Origin of the sequence: Ancylobacter aquaticus, assembly GCF_004339465.1 — a bacterium.
Lineage (GTDB): Bacteria > Pseudomonadota > Alphaproteobacteria > Rhizobiales > Xanthobacteraceae > Ancylobacter > Ancylobacter aquaticus.
This window is the reverse complement of record NZ_SMFY01000001.1, coordinates 855598-873112: the sequence shown is the minus strand read 5'-3', so window position 1 is coordinate 873112 and position 17515 is coordinate 855598. Positions and strand designations below refer to the sequence as shown.

Annotated in this window: 20 protein-coding genes and 2 tRNA genes; 13 read left to right on the top strand and 9 right to left on the bottom strand. The window is 68.2% G+C overall.

Annotated features, from left to right (window positions below; genetic code table 11):
* The first annotated feature begins 66 nt into the window (after positions 1 to 66).
* Entirely contained in the window at positions 67 to 540 is a 474-nt protein-coding gene (locus EV667_RS04080) for a MarR family winged helix-turn-helix transcriptional regulator (RefSeq protein WP_131834015.1), read from the top strand.
* A gap of 6 nt (positions 541 to 546) precedes the next feature.
* On the opposite strand, the gene EV667_RS04075 is transcribed toward EV667_RS04080, so the two are convergent.
* A complete protein-coding gene (locus EV667_RS04075) occupies positions 547 to 1287 on the bottom strand; it encodes an aspartate/glutamate racemase family protein (protein WP_131834014.1) in 741 nt (246 codons plus the stop codon).
* A 214-nt stretch (positions 1288 to 1501) separates the two neighbouring features.
* A tRNA-Gln gene (locus tag EV667_RS04070) sits at positions 1502 to 1576 on the bottom strand.
* A gap of 176 nt (positions 1577 to 1752) precedes the next feature.
* Between EV667_RS04070 and EV667_RS04065 the strand changes: the two genes are divergently transcribed.
* Together EV667_RS04065 and EV667_RS04060 are read left to right on the top strand one after the other, a co-directional pair.
* Positions 1753 to 1829, top strand: a tRNA-Pro gene (locus EV667_RS04065).
* A 139-nt stretch (positions 1830 to 1968) separates the two neighbouring features.
* A complete protein-coding gene (locus EV667_RS04060; RefSeq protein WP_165901546.1) occupies positions 1969 to 2871 on the top strand; it encodes an amidoligase family protein in 903 nt (300 codons plus the stop codon).
* 18 nt (positions 2872 to 2889) lie between these two features.
* On the opposite strand, the gene EV667_RS04055 is transcribed toward EV667_RS04060, so the two are convergent.
* Both EV667_RS04055 and EV667_RS04050 read right to left on the bottom strand, forming a co-directional pair.
* Positions 2890 to 3435: a YciE/YciF ferroxidase family protein gene (locus EV667_RS04055; protein WP_131834012.1), complete on the bottom strand. Its 546-nt coding sequence runs from the start codon at positions 3433 to 3435 to the stop codon at positions 2890 to 2892.
* A 97-nt stretch (positions 3436 to 3532) separates the two neighbouring features.
* On the bottom strand, positions 3533 to 4147 hold the full coding sequence (locus tag EV667_RS04050) for a carbonic anhydrase (protein WP_131834011.1): 615 nt from the start codon (positions 4145 to 4147) through the stop codon (positions 3533 to 3535).
* A gap of 110 nt (positions 4148 to 4257) precedes the next feature.
* Between EV667_RS04050 and EV667_RS04045 the strand changes: the two genes are divergently transcribed.
* Positions 4258 to 5169 carry an MBL fold metallo-hydrolase gene (locus tag EV667_RS04045; protein WP_131834010.1) on the top strand — a complete coding sequence of 304 codons (912 nt, stop codon included), beginning with the start codon at positions 4258 to 4260 and terminating at the stop codon, positions 5167 to 5169.
* A gap of 6 nt (positions 5170 to 5175) precedes the next feature.
* Here EV667_RS04045 and EV667_RS04040 read toward each other — a convergent pair whose 3' ends face one another.
* Complete coding sequence (locus EV667_RS04040; protein WP_131834009.1) at positions 5176 to 5961, bottom strand: DUF1499 domain-containing protein; 786 nt, start codon at positions 5959 to 5961, stop codon at positions 5176 to 5178.
* 22 nt (positions 5962 to 5983) lie between these two features.
* Positions 5984 to 6712 carry an HAD family hydrolase gene (locus tag EV667_RS04035; RefSeq protein ID WP_131834008.1) on the bottom strand — a complete coding sequence of 243 codons (729 nt, stop codon included), beginning with the start codon at positions 6710 to 6712 and terminating at the stop codon, positions 5984 to 5986.
* Positions 6713 to 6853: 141 nt separating this feature from the next.
* On the opposite strand from EV667_RS04035, the gene EV667_RS04030 reads away from it, so the two are divergent.
* Positions 6854 to 8185, top strand: coding sequence for an extensin family protein (locus EV667_RS04030; RefSeq protein WP_245515958.1), 1332 nt, complete (start codon positions 6854 to 6856; stop codon positions 8183 to 8185).
* A gap of 90 nt (positions 8186 to 8275) precedes the next feature.
* Positions 8276 to 9658: an aminotransferase gene (locus tag EV667_RS04025; RefSeq protein ID WP_131834006.1), complete on the top strand. Its 1383-nt coding sequence runs from the start codon at positions 8276 to 8278 to the stop codon at positions 9656 to 9658.
* Positions 9659 to 9827: 169 nt separating this feature from the next.
* Here the strand turns inward: EV667_RS04025 and EV667_RS04020 are convergent, their stop codons facing one another.
* Positions 9828 to 10430, bottom strand: a complete 603-nt coding sequence (locus EV667_RS04020; protein ID WP_245516070.1) for a L,D-transpeptidase — start codon at positions 10428 to 10430, stop codon at positions 9828 to 9830.
* 294 nt (positions 10431 to 10724) lie between these two features.
* Here EV667_RS04020 and EV667_RS04015 point away from each other — a divergent pair, with 294 nt between their 5' ends.
* The gene (locus tag EV667_RS04015) at positions 10725 to 10973 is read left to right on the top strand and encodes a hypothetical protein (RefSeq protein ID WP_131834005.1); all 249 of its coding nucleotides are present in this window, start codon (positions 10725 to 10727) and stop codon (positions 10971 to 10973) included.
* Between the two features lie 255 nt (positions 10974 to 11228).
* Complete coding sequence (locus EV667_RS04010; RefSeq protein WP_131834004.1) at positions 11229 to 12206, top strand: magnesium transporter CorA family protein; 978 nt, start codon at positions 11229 to 11231, stop codon at positions 12204 to 12206.
* 71 nt (positions 12207 to 12277) lie between these two features.
* Here EV667_RS04010 and EV667_RS04005 read toward each other — a convergent pair whose 3' ends face one another.
* Both EV667_RS04005 and pdxH read right to left on the bottom strand, forming a co-directional pair.
* On the bottom strand, positions 12278 to 13018 hold the full coding sequence (locus EV667_RS04005; RefSeq protein WP_131834003.1) for an SDR family NAD(P)-dependent oxidoreductase: 741 nt from the start codon (positions 13016 to 13018) through the stop codon (positions 12278 to 12280).
* 80 nt (positions 13019 to 13098) lie between these two features.
* A complete protein-coding gene (pdxH, locus tag EV667_RS04000) occupies positions 13099 to 13725 on the bottom strand; it encodes a pyridoxamine 5'-phosphate oxidase (protein WP_131834002.1) in 627 nt (208 codons plus the stop codon).
* 141 nt (positions 13726 to 13866) lie between these two features.
* Between pdxH and EV667_RS03995 the strand changes: the two genes are divergently transcribed.
* The 5 genes from EV667_RS03995 (at position 13867) to EV667_RS03975 (ending at position 17495) form a co-directional block, all read left to right on the top strand.
* Entirely contained in the window at positions 13867 to 14253 is a 387-nt protein-coding gene (locus EV667_RS03995) for an RT0821/Lpp0805 family surface protein (RefSeq protein ID WP_131834001.1), read from the top strand.
* A gap of 113 nt (positions 14254 to 14366) precedes the next feature.
* Entirely contained in the window at positions 14367 to 15323 is a 957-nt protein-coding gene (locus EV667_RS03990) for a DnaJ C-terminal domain-containing protein (protein ID WP_131834000.1), read from the top strand.
* 130 nt (positions 15324 to 15453) lie between these two features.
* Positions 15454 to 16269, top strand: coding sequence for an enoyl-ACP reductase FabI (gene fabI, locus EV667_RS03985; RefSeq protein WP_207907711.1), 816 nt, complete (start codon positions 15454 to 15456; stop codon positions 16267 to 16269).
* A gap of 24 nt (positions 16270 to 16293) precedes the next feature.
* Positions 16294 to 16911, top strand: coding sequence for a hypothetical protein (locus EV667_RS03980; RefSeq protein WP_131833999.1), 618 nt, complete (start codon positions 16294 to 16296; stop codon positions 16909 to 16911).
* Positions 16908 to 17495: a histidine phosphatase family protein gene (locus tag EV667_RS03975; protein ID WP_131833998.1), complete on the top strand. Its 588-nt coding sequence runs from the start codon at positions 16908 to 16910 to the stop codon at positions 17493 to 17495. Before EV667_RS03980 ends, EV667_RS03975 begins: the two co-directional genes overlap by 4 nt.
* The last annotated feature ends 20 nt before the right edge of the window (positions 17496 to 17515 follow it).

Genomic DNA, 17515 nt, shown 5'->3' with positions numbered 1-17515 from the left:
ATTTGCATTTGCGAGCCGGCCGCGCTGTGCTCTGTTAGCCTGGTGGTACTGGGGGGGATGGCGGTCATGAACAGGGGCGGTCCGGACCAGCCGGGCGGCGCCGGGAGCGGACGCAGCGCCGGGGGCGACGCCGCCTATCGGCTCGACGACCAGGTCGGCTTTCTCATGCGCGTCGCCAGTCAGCGCCACACCGCCCTTTTCGCCGCGCGCATGATCGAGGGATTGACGCCGCCGCAATTCGCCACCCTGGCCCGGCTGCGCGAAATCGGCCCCTGCTCGCAGAACCACCTGGGCCGGCTGGTCCATCTCGACGCCGCCACCATCAAGGGCGTCGTCGACCGGCTGCAGGCGCGCGACCTGCTGGTCATCGGCGACGACCCCCTCGATCGCCGCCGCCGCGCCGTCGACCTGTCCGTTCGTGGCCGTGAAGTTGCCGACGCTGCTGTTCTTGTCGCTGGGGAAATCTCCGCCGCGACGCTCGAACCGCTCACCCCCACCGAACGCGAGCAGGCGGTGCGGCTGCTGCGCAAGCTCGGCTGAGGCGGCTCAGCCGCCGGAAGGCGCGAAATCGGCCAGCCGCCCGCTATAGGCCTTGGCGCGCGGCGCGGCATAGGCCCCGCTCTTGGAGGTCGCGAGCCCGACCCGCACGAGCCCCTCGGCCAGCGCCACCGCGCTCGCCACGCCGTCGATCACCGGCACGCCATGCGTCTCGCCCAGTGCGCGGGCGAGATCCGCCATGCCGGCGCAGCCGAGCACGATGGCCTCCGCCCGGTCCTCGCGCACGGCGCGGCCGATCTCATTCGAGATGCGGGCCCGCGCATCCGAGCCCACGTCCTCCAGCTCCAGCACCGCCACCTCCGAGGCCCGCACACGGGCGCAGCGCCGGTCGAGCCCCGAGCGCAGGAGATTGGCCTCGATGACGGGCACGGAGCACGACAGTGTCGTCACCACGCTGAAGCGATGGGCAATGAGGCTGGCGAAATGGAACCCAGCCTCGCCGATGCCGACCACCGGGGCGCGGGCGAGGCTGCGGGCCGCGTCCAGCCCGGTATCGTCGAAACAGGCGATGATGTGGGCATTGACGCCCAGGGCCTCGGCCTGCGCAATGGCCGCCAGCAGGCCGGGCAAGGCGAGGGCATCGTCGTAATGACCTTCGATCGACGCCGGCCCCATGGTCGACGTCGCCTCGACAATCTCCGTCCCCGGCGCCGCCACCGCCCGCGCCGCCGCCGCGATTTTCTCGGTCATGGAGCGGGTGGTGTTCGGATTGACGAGATGAATGCGCACTGGAAAGGCCCGTCGATAGGAGAATCCGCAGCCCTTTTTCTAGCACGCTCGGGCCCGCCGGGGGAACGCCGGCCACTGCCGTCCGGGACGCTCTGCCGCCGTCTCGCGCGGCACCCCGGAGACCTGCCTGACAGGTGGACGGGTGTTGGAGGTGAAGACCCCCATGCCGGGCCGGAGCCCAGAGGAGGCTCGCTTTCTTGAAAGAAGGAGAAAATGGCTGGGGCGGGAGGATTCGAACCTCCGCATGGGGGAATCAAAATCCCCTGCCTTACCGCTTGGCGACGCCCCAACGGGTCGCGGCCGGGCCGGCCGCGTTCCGTGGGCGCGGAGATAGCCACAGCTTGCCGCCGCTTTCAACCTCGACGCTTGCGCGGGCCACAGGCAGCTTATCCACCGATCGCTGCGCAAGTGGCGGCAGGCCCCTTGCCGGCCGGCTCATTCGCATGCTAGAGGCTCGCGCCGCGGCGGAGTGTAGCGCAGCCTGGTAGCGCACCTCGTTCGGGACGAGGGGGTCGCAGGTTCAAATCCTGCCACTCCGACCACACTTTCCCGAGACTATCCACGTTTCTGCCGAGACGACCCACCGCCCCTCGGGGCGGTGGCGGCGGCGCGCGTACTGTCTGGACAAGGCGCGCGCCCTCCCCATATCCGGCAGATGAAGCAGCCCCCTCGGTTCCTCGCGTGAGCGCGCCCTCTACGCCTTTTCACCCGTTGCCGTCGCCATTGACCCTGGACGGTCGCCGGCGGCTCGTCGGCGTCGAGATCGAGTTCGTCCATCTGTCCGAACGCAAGGCGGCGGAATGCCTGCAGGACGTGCTTGGCGGCACGGTCGAGGAAGAGGACCCCTACGCCTTCCGGCTCGCGCGCTCGCGGCTCGGCGATATCGGCGTCGAGTTGGACATGCGCCATGTCCACCCCCGGCGCGACGGGCCGGGACGCTCGCTGGGGCCTCCGCTTGCCTCTTGGCTCGGGGCCGCAGTGCAACCCTTCGTGCCGCGCGAGATGATTACCGGGCCACTGGACCCGGAACGGCTCGGCGAGCTCGATATCGTCACGCAGGCGCTGCGCGAGGCGGGGGCGGGCGGCGAAGGGGCGATCCTGACCGATTCTCTCGGCCTGCACTTCAACATCATGCCCGTGGCGACCGATGCAGCCACGCTGCTGCGACTGCTGCAGGCCTATCTATTGCTGGAGCCCCGCATACGGGCAGAGAGCCTGCCCAGCGCGCTGATGCGCTTCCACGCGCCGCCGCCCTATCCCACGAGCTATGTCAGGCGCACACTATCGTCCGCCTACCGCCCCGACCTCGCGGAACTCTGCGCCGACTATCTGGCGGCCAATCCGACGCGCAAGCGTTCGCTCGATCTGCTGCCGCTTTTCCTGCAGCTGTTTCCCGAGCAGGTCGGCCCGCGCATTCGCGGCAAGGTGAAGCCCCGCGCCGTGTTTCATTACCGGTTGCCCTTGGCCTATGTCGGCCGGGCCGGCTGGAGTCTGGCCGCAGACTGGAATCGCTGGGTCGCGGTCGAGGCGCTCGCCGCCGATCCGGACCGGCTCGCCGAGGCGTGCCGGCAGGTCGGTGCATAGACGGCCAGCCGCAGGCCCTCAGCTGGCGATCGCCACGACCATCGCCCCGTGTTCGCCTTTCCCGAGCGCACGGGGATTCAGGCGCTTCTCGGCCAGTTGGCGCATGCTCTCCGCTGTCCGCTGGTGGTGGACCAGCCCGACCTGCAGCAGCCGCGCACAATCGGTGCGGCCGACAGCGTCGAGCAAGCTCATCAGTGTGGCATAACGCCCCGATGTATAGGCTGCGGCTGACTGCACGGCCCCCGCAACGGCCGTGTCGAGCACGCGGCAATCGTCGATCTCGCCGGAGAGTTCCTCCGCACTGATGAAGATGCCGTCTATGGCCGGGCTTTCCGCCACCTGCGGCCGGCAATCGCGCCGACGACAAACTTGCTCGATCTGGGCAACATTGGCAGTGCCGGCGCTCGCGCACGCCTCCAGCGCCCGGCTCAAGGCCATGTCCGACGTCTTGCCGGCCATAATCGCCAGCGTCTTGGCAATCCGGCGCTCGGTATAGAGAAGCTCGCCCAGGCCCTGGACGAGGAGGTCATCGAGTGACCGGATATCTTTCGACAGCAGTCCCATGGCATATCCTCCCGCCGTAACTGAAGGTCGGAACAACCCGGCCATCCGCGAAACGCGTGGCGAGCCAGCCGGGTTCCATGCCGATGGGCCGAAAGTATTAGGCCGGGGTGAAGGTCCCGTCCGGGCGCAGCCGTTCGAGCACGCCGGTCGCCACGGCGAAATAGGCGCCCTGCAAGGTGAGCCGGCCGTCCTCGATCCTCTCGCGTATCCAGGGGAAGGTTTCGAGATTGCGCAGCGAGAGCTTGACGCACTGGTATTCGAGAATGGTCCGTCGCTCGGCGGGATCGTCGCTGAGCTTGAGCGCGATATCACGCGCCGGGCCGCCGATGCGGATCCAGTCGGGCAGGAAGTCCTGCGCCTGCGGCGGAGCGCCGTCGACAAGCGCGCCCGCACCGCCGCACAGCGCATGGCCGAGCACCACGATTTCACGCACCTCAAGGACCCGCACGGCAAACTCGATGGCCGCGCTGGTGCCGTGGTGCAGGTGATCGGGGATGGTGTAGGGCGGCACCAGATTGGCCACGTTGCGCACGACGAAAAGCTCGCCCGGCCCCGCGTCGAAGATCGTCGTCGGATCGACGCGGCTGTCAGAACAGGCGATGACCAGCGTCTGCGGCTTCTGCCCCAGAGATGCCAGTTGTTCAAAAAGCGCCTTGCGTTCCGGCCACGCGGTGGCGCGAAAGCGGCGATAGCCGTCGAGCAGTTTGTCCATCCCTCATCCTTGCGATAGGCAGGCCGCGCAATAGCTGAATAAACGTGCCGGAGCCGGCGCGCAAACGGGTCATAGCTGGCGGACGGGGCTTTGACGGCGGGAGGCACTTGATGGCGGAAGACATTCCTTTCGAGCGGCGCTTCGACGCCGTGGCGGGCATTGCCGAGGAGGTCGCGCCGGGTGTGCGCCGGGTGCTGGCCCCCAATCCGGGACCGTTCACCTTTACCGGCACCTGCACCTACATCGTCGGGCGCGGCGAGGTCGCGATCATCGACCCGGGACCGGACGACGCCTCGCATGTCGCCGCCGTGCTGGCGGCGGTGCGCGGCGAGAAGGTGACGCACCTCATCCTCACCCACACCCACCGCGACCATAGCGGCGCGTTGGCGGCGCTGCAGGCGGCAACGGGCGCGCCCACCTATGCCGAAGGCCCCCACCGCGCCGCCCGCCCGCTGCATGCGCAGGAGGTCAACACGCTCGATTCGGCCGGCGACCGCGCGTTCCTGCCGGACGTCGCGCTTGCCGACGGCGCCCAGGTGGAGGGCGCGGGATGGGCGCTTGAGGCATTGGCAACCCCCGGCCATACCGCCAACCACATGGCCTTCGTGCTGGCGCAGGAAGGCGCCATCTTCGTGGGCGACCATGTGATGGGCTGGTCCACCACCGTGGTGGCACCGCCAGACGGCTCGATGAACGACTACATGGAATCGCTCCGCCGGCTCGGGGAGCGGCCGGAGGCGCTGTATTTTCCCGGCCATGGCGGCGTGATCGCGCAGGGGCCGGCCTTCGTGGAGCGGTTCCTGCGCCACCGCCAAGCGCGCGAAACGGCCATCCTGCGGGCGCTGGAACGCGGGCCGCGCTCGATACCGGACATCGTGCGGGCGATCTATTTCGGCCTCGACCCGCGCCTTGCCGGTGCGGCGGGGCTCTCCACGCTGGCGCATCTGGAAGATCTGGTGGAGCGCGGCGACGTGCTCACGCAGGGCCCGGCGATGCTCACCGGCCTCTACCGCCTGCCCTGAGCCGCCTCAGCGGCGCAGCGGGCGGCCCTGCTGGTCGGCGAGCTCGGCGAAGAGCTGGGAAATCCGCCGTGCATTGGAGCCGAAATCGGCATCGCCGCTGCGCGCCGTCGAGCGCATGTCGACCCGCGTGCCGGTCGCAATCGGGCGGACGCGAATCACCAGATCGTCGCGCAGCCCAAAGGGCAGGCTGCGCGCCACCGCCTCGACCCGGCCATCGCGGTCCCCGCGCGGGGGCACCGCATCGACAATCAGCCATTTATGGCGCTTGGCCAGCGCCAGAAGCCCCCGGAATATCTCGTCCGGCGGCGTGTCGAAGGTCATCGGCTTGAGGCCGGGATAGAGATCGAGCTGCACCCCGGCCAGTTTCTCGCCCGGATAGAGCAAGCTGTTGGCGGCGCGCGAGCGAACGGCACTGAGGGTGACGAAGTCCGGCGGGTCCAGCGTGTCGGTGGTCACATCGGGCAGGTTGCGCACGCCCATGCCGAAGGCGGCGAGTGTCGCCGTCGGCATGATCAGCACCAGCGCCAGCGCCGCGGCACCGATGACGCGCCACAGCCCCTTCAGCCCCTCGTTCCAGATCACCACGAAGCCCGCCAGCGCCAGCACCAGCGCCAGTGCCGACACGCCCACCCCGGCCAGCACGGTGAAGAGCGCGCTGCGGAAATCGAGCGTCTCCGTCGCGTAAAGCACCGCCCCGATGAACGTCACCGGAAAGGCGAAGATGGCGGTGCGCAGGCTCCAGACCGCGAGCCGCGACATCCGCTCCTCAATGTAAAGCCGTCGGCGGATCATTGCTGGATCTCCCCCGCTCGCCTCACGCCACGGCGGCCTTGGCCCGCGCCGCGCCGAGGATCAACGCGGCGAGTTCCTCCACCGTGTCGACGACGAGGTCGGCTTCATGGGCGAAGGCGTCCACCGGCGCGGGGCCGCACCGCACGAGTACCGCCATCGCGCCGGCGGCCCGGGCGGTTTCAAGATCATGCCGCGTGTCGCCCACCAGCGCGATGGCCGACGGGGGAAGGCCGGTGAGAACGGCAAAGGCGTCCACCATCCCCGGCGCCGGCTTCGAGCCATAGCCGGAATCATGGCCATAGACCGCGCTCAGATAGGGCGAGAGGCCGAGACGGTCGGCCTGCAGGCGCGCATTTGGCTCCGCGTCATTGGTGGCAATGCCGAGCGGCAGGCCGAGGGCGTGCAGTTGCGCCAGCGTTTCCGCCGGTCGGCCGATGGGCGTGAGAAAACGCTCCCCTTCCTCGCGGAAGAGCACATCCACCTCATGGTAGAAGGCCGTATCGGCCGCACGCGCCAGAATTTCCGCCCAGAGCGGGCCATATTGGCGCGAGGAACCGGCGATCAGCGGCGAGGTCTGCAGGAAGCGCCGCTCATTGGCGACATAGTGGCTGGCGTGGAACAGCCGTTCCAGCGTCTCGCCCTCGTCTCCCGCCAGACGCCGCATCACCGCACCGGCGGCAGGTCCCCAGGTGTGGTCGAAGTCGACAAGAGTACCATCCTTGTCGAACAGAATGGCGCGTGGCGCGTTCACTGTCTGTCGCAATCCGGTTCGTCCGGGCGTGTAAGCCGGCATTGGAGGCCTGATAGCATGGATTTTCACCGGCTCCCATCCGGCCCCCGTTTTCCCCGCGCGCGTTTGTCGGCGGTCCGCCCGCATCTCGGTGCAGGCCTCATGGCCGGCCTTGCCTTTCTGGCGGCGGGAACTCTCCCGCTTTCCGCAGAGCCGGTGCAGGAGCTGAAACAGTCGATCGACGCGGCCGGCACGGCGGTCAACCGCCAGCTGGGCGAGTGGCTGGGCGTGGCGCCGGATAAGCCGGCACGGCGCAAGGCCTCGACCAAGCCGAAGGTGAACGCCAGCGTTCCGTTGCCGCGTCCCCGCCCGCAGGATGTGGGTGCGCCGGCGGCGGCGAGCACGGCGGCGGACATCCCCTCCCCCGCGCCCCGCGACGTGACGGAGGCCGGGAGCGCCCCCGCAGACACCGACGTCTCCGCGCCCGTGACGCTGGCACCGCCGGCCTCGCCAGCGGAGCCGCGCCCGACGCCGCCGACGGAGCCGGCCGTCGCCGCCTCGCCGCCCCCCGAAAGCTCGGCCAAGCCTGACGAGGAGCCCGCAGCGCAGGCACGCAACGAGGCCCCGGCACGCATGGAAGCCCCGGCAGAACCCGCTGCCGAGGCCCTGGTCCCGCTTCCCACACCCGGGCCGGAGCGCGAACTGGCCGCCCTGCCGCCGGTGCCGCACTCCGCCCCCACGCCCCCGCCTCCCGCGAGCGAGCCGGAGGGCCGCATCGCCGTCCCGACGATCTGCCCGGAACTCTCGAACGATAATCTCGGCGTTTTCACCCCCGTCGCGGTCACGGCGACCAACACAGCCTGCACGGTCGATCGGGGCGTCAGCCTTTCCGCCGTGCGGATGAAGGATGGACGGCTGGTGACACTGGAGCCCGCAGCGACGCTCCGCTGCGAGATGGCCGCCGCCGTCGCCCGCTGGGTGCGCAACGATATCGAGCCCGCCATCGCCACGCTCGGCGCGCCGCTCGACAAGGTGATGGTCGCCGCCTCGCAGCAGTGCCGGCCGCGCAACCGCGTGCCCGGCGCCAAGATCAGCGAGCACGGCAAGGGCAACGCCATCGACACGGGCGGCTATGTACTGAAGGACGGCCGGCGCTTCGTCATCGGTGTGCCGTCGGCGGGCAGTTCCGACCAGGCGATGCCGGTCGCCTTCCAGGAACAGTTGAAGGCCAGTGCCTGCGCCGAGTTCACCACCATTCTCGGCCCCGGCTCGGACGGCTATCACGAGCGGCACCTGCATGTGGACCGGGCGGTCCGGCGCAGCGGGGCGGTGCTCTGCCAATGGGCCGTCGCGGACGCCAAGGCCAAGGCCCCGAGCCCGCCGAAAAAGCCGGACATGCCGGCGGAGAATGACGCAACGGAAGGATCGAGCCGGGACGATCATCCGGCTCCGGGGGCCGCTTCCGGCGCCGAAAATCCCGGCACAAGTCAATAGGAAAGCGGCTCCGACCAAGGACGCGCTTCCGGCGCGCCCGCAGGCGCTTTAGGGTGGCCCCGGTTCCACCCGGCCGGCGGAGTAGCTGCCATGCTTACTAATCTTCAGGCTCGCGACGTCGAGACACTCGTCCACCCCTATACCAATCTCGTGGCGATCCGCGAGACCGGGCCATTGATCCTCGAACGCGGCCAGGGCGTGTGGGTGCACGATGTCGACGGCAAGCCCTATCTCGAAGGCATGGCCGGTCTCTGGTGCACGGCGCTGGGCTACAATAACGAGGAACTGGTCGACGCGGCGGCGACGCAGATGCGCAAGCTGCCCTTCACCCACATATTCGGCGGCAAGAGCCACGACCCCGCGATCGAACTGGCGGAAAAGTTGAAGGAGATGGCCCCGGTGCCCATCTCCAAGGTGTTCTTCACCAATTCCGGCTCGGAGGCCAACGACACCCAGATGAAACTCGTCTGGTACATGAACAATGCGCTCGGCCGACCGAAGAAGAAGAAGATCATCTCCCGCATGCGCGCCTATCACGGCGTGACCATTGCCTCCGCTTCGCTTACCGGGCTTGCCGGCAACCACAATGATTTCGACCTGCCCATCGCCGGCGTGCGGCACACCACCTGCCCGCATTATTACCGGCTGGCGGAAGCGGGCGAGAGCGAGGAAGAGTTCGCCACCCGCCTCGCCGCCGATCTTGAAGCCCTCATCATCGCCGAGGGGCCGGAGACGGTCGCCGCCTTCATCGCCGAGCCGGTAATGGGCGCCGGAGGGGTCATCGTCCCGCCCAAAACCTATTATCCGAAGATTCAGGCGGTGCTGAAGAAGTACGACGTGTTCTTCATCGGCGACGAGGTCATCACCGGCTTCGGCCGCCTGGGCACTGCCTTCGGCAGCGAAGCGATGGAGATGCAGCCCGATTCGATCTCCATCGCCAAGGCGCTCTCCTCCGCCTACCAGCCGATCGGCGCGGTGATGATTCCGGAGTTGATGTACGAGGCCATGCTCACCGAGAGCAGCAAGCTCGGCAATTTCGGCCATGGCTACACCTATTCCGGTCATCCGGTGGCGGCCGCCGTGGCGGTGAAGACGCTGGAAATCTACGAGCGCGAGCGCATCTTCGAGCGGGTGCGGGCGAAGATCCCGCAGTTCGACGCCCGCCGCGCCGCGCTGGAAGACCACCCGCTGGTGGGCGAGGCGCGCGGCAAGGGACTGGTGGCCGGCATCGAGTTGGTGGCGGACAAGAAGACCAAGCACCAGTTCGATCCCAAGCTCGGCATGGCGGCCAAGTGCGTAGCCTTCTGCCAGCAGGAAGGGCTGATCCTGCGCAACGTCTTCGGCGACGCCGTCACCATCTGCCCGCCGCTGGTCATTTCCCCGGCGGAGATCGACGAACTGTTCGACCGCCTCACCCGGGCGCTCGACAAGACGCTGGACTATGCCGTGCGCGAAAACCTGCTGGCGGCGTGAGGCGGGCAGCAGCCCTTCCCGTTGTCACCCCCAGCACCCGGCCGCTGCGCAAGCGGCGAGCCGGGATGATGCTGCGCGATAGACAGGGACGACAAGAGACCATCCGCCCAAACAAAAAAGGGCGCTGCCAGCGGCAGCGCCCTTTTGCTTATGAACCGTGTCGCCGGCGTCAGAGGACGACGACGTTCGCCCCCTGGGGAACGCGGGTGTAGAGGTCGATCACGTCCTCGTTGAGCATGCGGATGCAGCCCGAGGAAATCGCCTGACCGATGTATTCCGGCTGGTTGGTGCCGTGGATGCGGAACAGCGTGTCCTTGTTGCCCTGGAACAGGTACAGCGCGCGCGCGCCCATCGGGTTGTGCGGGCCGGGGCCGACAAAGTCGGGAATGCCGGCCAAGCGCTGCTTGATCTCGGGGGTCGGCGTCCAGGTCGGCCATTCGGCCTTGCGACCGACCTTGGCCTCGCCCTTGAACGCCAGGCCTTCCTCGCCGACCGTCACGCCGTACCGAATGGCCTTGCCGTTGCCTTCGACCAGGTAAAGGTACTTCCGATCCGTATCGACGACGATCGTGCCCGGCTTCTCGGTGCCGGCATAATCGACAATCGCCCGCAGATACATTTCCGGCGGCTGAATCTTCTTGTACGGCGCACCGGCCAGCAGCTTCTTGTCCCGGGGCGTCAACGACGCCTCGGGTGCCGCCTGCCGCTGTGCATTGCTGCACGCACCCAGAAGAACCGCCAACAGGACAACCGCAGCCCCGCGCAAAATCATTTCCAAAGCTCCGAATCCCGCCACGCGCGCCGTGCGCGTCAAATCGCTCGCTACCCGTCGATTAGCCCATGTGGGCGCCGCCTTGAAGGGGCCACATGACCGACACGGGTTCGTCGCCATAAGTTGTTGCGTAAAAACATCAGTTCCGTTGGAAGAGGTCGAAAAAGCCGGCGAAGGGCTGGCTAAGCCGCGAGAGGCCTTATCTCGGACCCCGACTTTGCATATTTTTGACGCAGTCGACGCCCACTTCGTCGGCAACCACCCGCAACGGGATGGTCCAACCTGGAGAATATCATGTCTACCGACGACGAAAGCCCGGCCCAACAGAGCCGTGCGACCGAGAGCCGCCCGAGCGAACGCTGGGACAGCGCAGAGCAGAGCGCCCATTGGCGCGAGATCGGCATTTCCGCGGTGGCCGCCGCCGCCCGCTACGCCTCCTCCAAGAAGACGGTATCCGATGCCCCCGTTCCGGGCGCGGCGCGGACCGACGATACGGAAGCCAAAATCATCACGCTTCGTGACGTGGAATATTTCGCGGCCTGACGCCGCCTCTTCTCCCCCGAGCCGCTGAACGACGAACCGCTCCTCACCGGGTGCCGTGCTTGTGCGCGCCCGGATCGGAATAGGCGTGCCCGATTCGCGCTCGGACGACAGCAACGGCGCAGCCCTGCGCCCTGGCATTCTCCTGCCGGTCGGGTGGTTCCACCCGACCGCAAAAGGCATCAGGCGGGCGCCCGTCTGGAATCCGCCTGCGATCCAGAGCATGGTCGGCGCCGGCGCGACACTGCCGGAGGGGCCATGATCACTGCCTATCGCATCCGAGAGGGGCTGCTTGCCCCGATTCCCGTGCAGACCGTGGACGACATTCCTGCCGATGCCGTCTGGGTCGACCTGTTCCGCCCCGGCGACGGCGAGGACAGGATCATCGAGTCCGCGCTCGGAATTTCAGTGCCGACGCGCGAGGAAATGGTCGAGATCGAGCCCTCCAGCCGCCTGCGGGTGGAGAATGGCGCCCGCTACATGACCGGCGCCATCGTCTGCAACAGCGAGGGCGAGCGACCGGCCCTGGCCGAGATATCCTTCATCCTCGCAGGCAACCGCCTCACCACCGTGCGCTATGACGAGCCCATGCCCTTCCGCCTGGTCGTGGCCAAGCTCGATCGCGCCTGCCCGCCGGGCACGCGGGGTGAACGGCTTCTACTGATTCTGCTCGACACCATCATCGACCGGGCCGCCGACATCATCGAGCGGCTGGCCGCCGATATCGATACCGATTCACAGCAAATCTTTGCCGGCGAAGCGGAGCGCTCGGGCGACAGCCGTCGGTTCCGCACCATCCTCAAGCTACTGGGCCGGCGCGGCGACCTCGCCTCCAAGGTGCGCGAGAGCCTCGTCTCCATGGGGCGGCTCGTCACCTTCCTGTCCACCGAGGGCGAGGCGCAGCGATTCGACAAGGACCAGCGCGCGCTGCTGAAAAGCATGCAGCGCGATGTGGCCTCGCTGACCGACCATGTGTCCTATCTCGGCAACAAGATCACCTTCCTACTCGACGCCACGCTCGGCATGGTCAGCATCGAGCAGAACAACATCATCAAGATCTTCGCGGTGCTCTCGGTGGTGTTCATGCCCCCGACGCTGATCGCCTCGGTCTACGGCATGAACTTCCAGAACATGCCGGAACTCGATGAGCGCTGGGGCTACCCGCTCGCCCTCATCGCCATGCTGGCGGCCGCCATTGGGCCCTATCTGTTCTTCAAGTGGAAGCGCTGGCTGTAGCGCGAGCCGTCGCGCGGGCGGCCAAGGTCGCGACGTCATGCCCGGCCTTGGGCCGGGCATCCCCGCCCGCCTCAGACGTGCTGGCCGCCATTGATGTGGATTTCCGCCCCGTTCAGATAGGACGAGGTGTCGGTGCACAGCACATAGATGATCTTCGCCACCTCGTCGGGCGTGCCGAGCCGCTGCATCGGGATCTGCTCGACGATCTTTTCCGTGCCCGGCGAGAGGATCGAGGTGTCGATCTCACCGGGCGCGATGGCGTTCACCCGCACGCCCAGCCGGCCGAAGTCCGCCGCCATCTCGCGGGTGAGCCCGGCCAACGCCGATTTCGACGTCGCATAGGCCGCCCCCGCGAAGGGATGCACGCGCGAGCCGGCGATGGAGGTGACGTTCACCACCGCGCCATGGGTGCGCTTCAGTTCCTCCAGCAGGCCGCGCGCCAGCAGGATCGGGGCGAAGAAATTCACCTGGAACACCCGCCGCCAGTCTTCCTCCGGCGTGTTGAGCGTGCCAAGCCGGGCGCCCCCCGCCCCCTTGGGCGAAATGCCGGCATTGTTCACCAGCGCGTGCAGTTCGCCATTGGCCAGCCGGTTTTTGATCTCGTCGACCGCGCGCAGCGTGTCCACGGGGTCGGAAAGGTCGACCTGGATATGATCCTCGGGCCCCATTTCCCACGGACAGTTTTCGGGAAAAGCGTGACGCGAGCAGGTGATCACCCGCCACCCGGCGGCGGAGAAGCGCTTGACGGTGGCATGGCCGATGCCGCGCGAGGCGCCGGTGAGCAGGAGGGTGCGGCGGGGCTGGTTGTTCATGGGCGATGTTTAGCTCAGCGACGGGGCGGTGTCAGGGACAAAGCCACTCAGGGAAAAGGCCATTCGGACGAAAGGGCCGCTCACGGGAAAAGGCGGGTCTTGGTCCAGTCGGTCATGTCGGCATTCTCGCGTGCGAAGACGACACGGTCATGCAGGCGGAACGGCCGGTCGTGCCAGAATTCAATCTGGACCGGGCGGATGCGGAAGCCCGTCCAGTGCGCCGGCCGCGGCACGGCCCCCAGCGCGTATTGCGCCGTGACTTTCGCCACCGCCGCCTCCAGCGCGAACCGGCCCCCCATGGGCCGCGACTGCTGGCTCGCCCAGGCGCCGATCTGCGACAGGCGCGGGCGCGAGGCGAAATAGGCGTCGGCTTCAGCGTCGCTCACCGTTTCTACCGCGCCCCGGACCCGCACCTGCCGGCGCAGCGACTTCCAGTGGAACACCGCCGCCGCCTTGGGCACGGCGGCAAGTTCGCGGCCCTTGGCGCTGCCCGTATTGGTGAAGAACACGAAGCCGCGTGCGTCCCGCTGGTTCAGCAGCACCATCCGCACATCCGGAAGGCCATCGGCGTCCACGGTGGCGAGAGCCATCGCGTGGGGATCGTTCGGCTCGCTCTCTTTGGCCTCGGCAAACCATTCCTCGAACAGGAGAAAAGGCTCCATCGAGGCGGTGAAATCACCGGATGTTAACTGTTCAGGCGCTTCCATGAGGGTCTCTTCAGGCGGAAGAACACGGGACCCATGGGCATGTTCCACAGGCAGCGGAGGCGGATGGCGCGCGGTGCGGCGAGGACCGGCCTCTCATATAAGCCTGCGGGTTCGTTCCGCACAGCACCCTGCGCACTCACTTTGCTGGCTGTCGCCCTGCTGGCCGGCGGCTGCTCCACCGCACCCGGCATCGACACGCTCGCGACGGGCTCCATCGGCCACCGGACCCCGACCCCCGAGCCGGCGCCCAAGGGCATCGCGCCCGACGATTGGGCCGCCGCGCGCACCGCGCTGGCCGAAGCGCTCCACGACAAGGACGCCGCCCCCAGCGTGCCGTGGGAAAACTACGCCAGCGCCACGCGCGGCACGGTGACGCCGCTGGGCGAGACCAGCGATGGCGGCAAATGCCGGGAATTTCTAATGAGCTTCGTGCACGAGACGCGCGAGGACTGGCTTCAGGGCGAGGCCTGCCGCGCCGGCAAGAACGGCTGGAAGGTCGACCAGGCGCGCCTGCTCGACCGTGGCTGATCCGCTCCCGCGCCTCCCGGCTGCGGACCCTTGCCGCGCCCCTTGCCGTTGCATCGCGGCAACACCGTCACTACATGCTCGGAAGCCGGAACCGCCGGACGAGAACACCATAAATGCGTGATCCCTATGACATCCTCGGCGTCGCTCGCAACGCCGACCAGAACGAGATCAAGCGGGCTTTTCGCAAGCTCGCCAAGAAGCTGCACCCGGACGCCAACAAGGACAGCCCGAAGGCGCAGGAGCAGTTCGCCGAACTGAACGCGGCGCACGAGATTTTGTCGGACGTCGAAAAGCGCGGCCAGTTCGACCGGGGCGAAATCGACGCCGAGGGCAAGCCGCGCGGCTTCGAGGGCTTTCCCGGCGGCGGGGCCAGTCGCGGGTTCCGTCGCGGTCCGCAGGGCGAGAATCCCTATGAGAGCTTTTCCTTCGGCCCCGAGGGCATGCGCCGCTCCGGCCATGGCCCCCACGACGCCGGCGGCTTCGACGATGTGATCGCCGACATTCTTGGCGGCCTCGGTGGGCGGGGACGGGGCAAGGCGCGCGGCGCGGGCGGCGAGGTGCCGCGCGGCGGCGACGTCGATATCACCGTGCCGGTCGCGCTGGAGCGAATCGTCGAGGGCGGGTCGGTGAAGGTCCATCTGCCCAATGGACGCGCGGTCGAGGTGAAGATCCCCGCCGGCGCGGCCGAAGGCCACCGCATGCGGCTGAAGGGACAGGGCGAGCCGAGCCCGTTCGGCGGCGCGCCGGGCGATGCCTATGTGGTCGTCGCCTATGCCCCGCACCGGCATTTTCGCATCGAGGGCTCCGACCTGCGCACCGACGTGCCGCTGCCGCTGGCCGATGCCGTGCTCGGCGGCAAGGTGCGGGTGCCGACGCTGAGCGGTGAAGTGGCGCTTTCCGTACCGGCCCACACCCAGTCGGGGCGCACCTTCCGCTTGCGGGGCAAGGGCCTGCCCAAGGCGGACGGCGCCGCCGGCGACCTGCTCGCCACCATGCGGATCATGCTTCCCGATGCGCCGGACCCGGAACTTGAAGAACTGATGCGCCGTCGGCGCGAGGCCACGCCGTGAGCCATACGCTGAGCCATGCCGTCCGTGCGAACCCGACGCGCACCAGCCCTCGCTTGAGCGGCTCCTGTTGCTGTGCGATAGGAACCTGCGCCCAGTAAGGTGGGCAGCAGTACGGAGCATCGTGACGAGCATGGCATCGGGCGGATTGATGAGCGGCAAGCGCGGCCTGGTGATGGGAGTGGCGAATAACCGCTCCATTGCCTGGGGTATCGCGAAGGCGGCCCACGCGCAGGGGGCGAAGCTCGCCCTCACCTATCAGGGCGAGCCGCTGCGCAAGCGGGTCGAGCCTCTTGCCGCCGAGCTTGATGCGGCCATCGTCGGCCATTGCGACGTCACCGATCCCACCACCATCGACGCGGTTTTCGCCGAGACCGAGCGCCAGCTCGGCGGGCTGGACTTCCTCGTCCACGCCATCGCCTTCTCGGACAAGAACGAGCTGGACGGGCGCTACATCGACACCACAGCGGAGAATTTCAGCAAGACCATGCTGATCTCCTGCTACAGCTTCACGGCGGTCGCCCAGCGGGCCGAGAAGCTGATGGCGAACGGCGGCTCGATGCTGACGCTCACCTATTACGGCGCCGAGAAATGGATGCCGCACTACAATGTCATGGGCGTCGCCAAGGCCGCGCTTGAGGCGAGCGTGCGCTATCTTGCGGCCGATCTCGGCCCGAAGAACATCCGCGTCAACGCGATTTCCGCCGGCCCGATCAAGACGCTGGCCGCCTCGGGCATCGGCGATTTCCGCTATATCCTGAAGTGGAACGAACTGAACGCCCCGCTGCGCCGCACCGTCACCATCGACGAGGTGGGCGACGCTGGCATGTACCTGCTCTCCGATCTCGGGCGCGCCGTCACCGGCGAGGTGCACCATGTGGATGCGGGCTACCATATTGTCGGCATGAAGAACCCCGACGCGCCCGACCTCACCCTCGATCGCGATTGAGTCGACCCCAGCGGAGCACGCGCCATGATGAAGGCCCGCCTGAAAACGCTCTTCCGCCCGCTCGCCCTCGCCGCTCTCGCGGCCGCGACGCTCGGCCTCGCCGGCATGGGTCCGGCGGCGGCGCAGTCGGGGCCCATCATCATCAATCCGCCGCCGGGCTCGGGCCTCTCCGGCCTGCCCTATGTGCCGCCGCCGGACGCGCAGGACAGCGGCGTGCCGCCGAACTTCCAGCAATACCCGCTGATGAAGCGCATCTTCGGCTTCGGCGGGGCGATCTTCCCCGGCTATGTGAGCCCCAGCGGCGGACGCAATGATCGCGATCGCCGTGGCTTCCTCACCGGGGATCGCCAGGGTCGGGTGCTGTTCGCCGCCGGCTCCGCCGATTCGCTCTGCCAGATGACGCAGGCGCCGCAGGTGAAAGTGCTCTCGGCCCCGCCGGGGGTGACACTGAACGTCAGCATCGGCAAGTTCACCGCCACCGGCGTCGACGGCGGCTCGCATCGCTGCCTGGGGCGCACCGTCGGCGGCGTGCTCGTCACCGCCAAGGGGCGGGCGCCGGCGGGAGCCACCGCGACCCTGCGCGTCTCCTATCCCTTCAAGCGCATCAGCTACACGCATGTCGTGAGCCTGCCGTCCAAATGACCCGTCGCATCTTCCTCGTCCGGCACGGTGAAACCGACTGGAACCTCGCCGGCCGCCTGCAAGGCACGCACGACATCCCGCTCAACGATCTCGGCCGCGAACAGGCGGCCGATACGGCGCGCGTGGTCGAGCGCCTGAGCGGCGGTGCGCGCCATCTCGATTTCGTGGCGAGCCCGCTCATCCGCGCCGCGCAGACTATGGCGATCCTGCGGGCCGAACTCGGCCTGCCGCCGGACGCTTTCCGCCGAGACCCGCGTCTGCGCGAGATCAGTTTCGGCCGCTGGGAAGGCTCGACTTGGCCGGAACTGCGCCGGCGCGACCCGGTGAGCCTGGCCGCGCGCGATGCCGACCCGTGGAACTTCGCCCCCCCCGGTGGCGAAAGCTATACCGAGCTCGCGACAAGAGTGCTGGCTGCCATGGGCGAACTCCAGGGCGACAGCGTGGTGGTGACGCATGGCGGGGTGGTGCGGGCCATGCTGCACGCCTTTGCCGGCATGCCTCCCAGCCAGGCGGTGGAACTGCCCGTCCGCCAGGGCGCGGTCTACCTCATCGAGAACGGCGCGTTTGAACTCGCCGTCGCCTGACGGCGCTTGCGGAGACGACC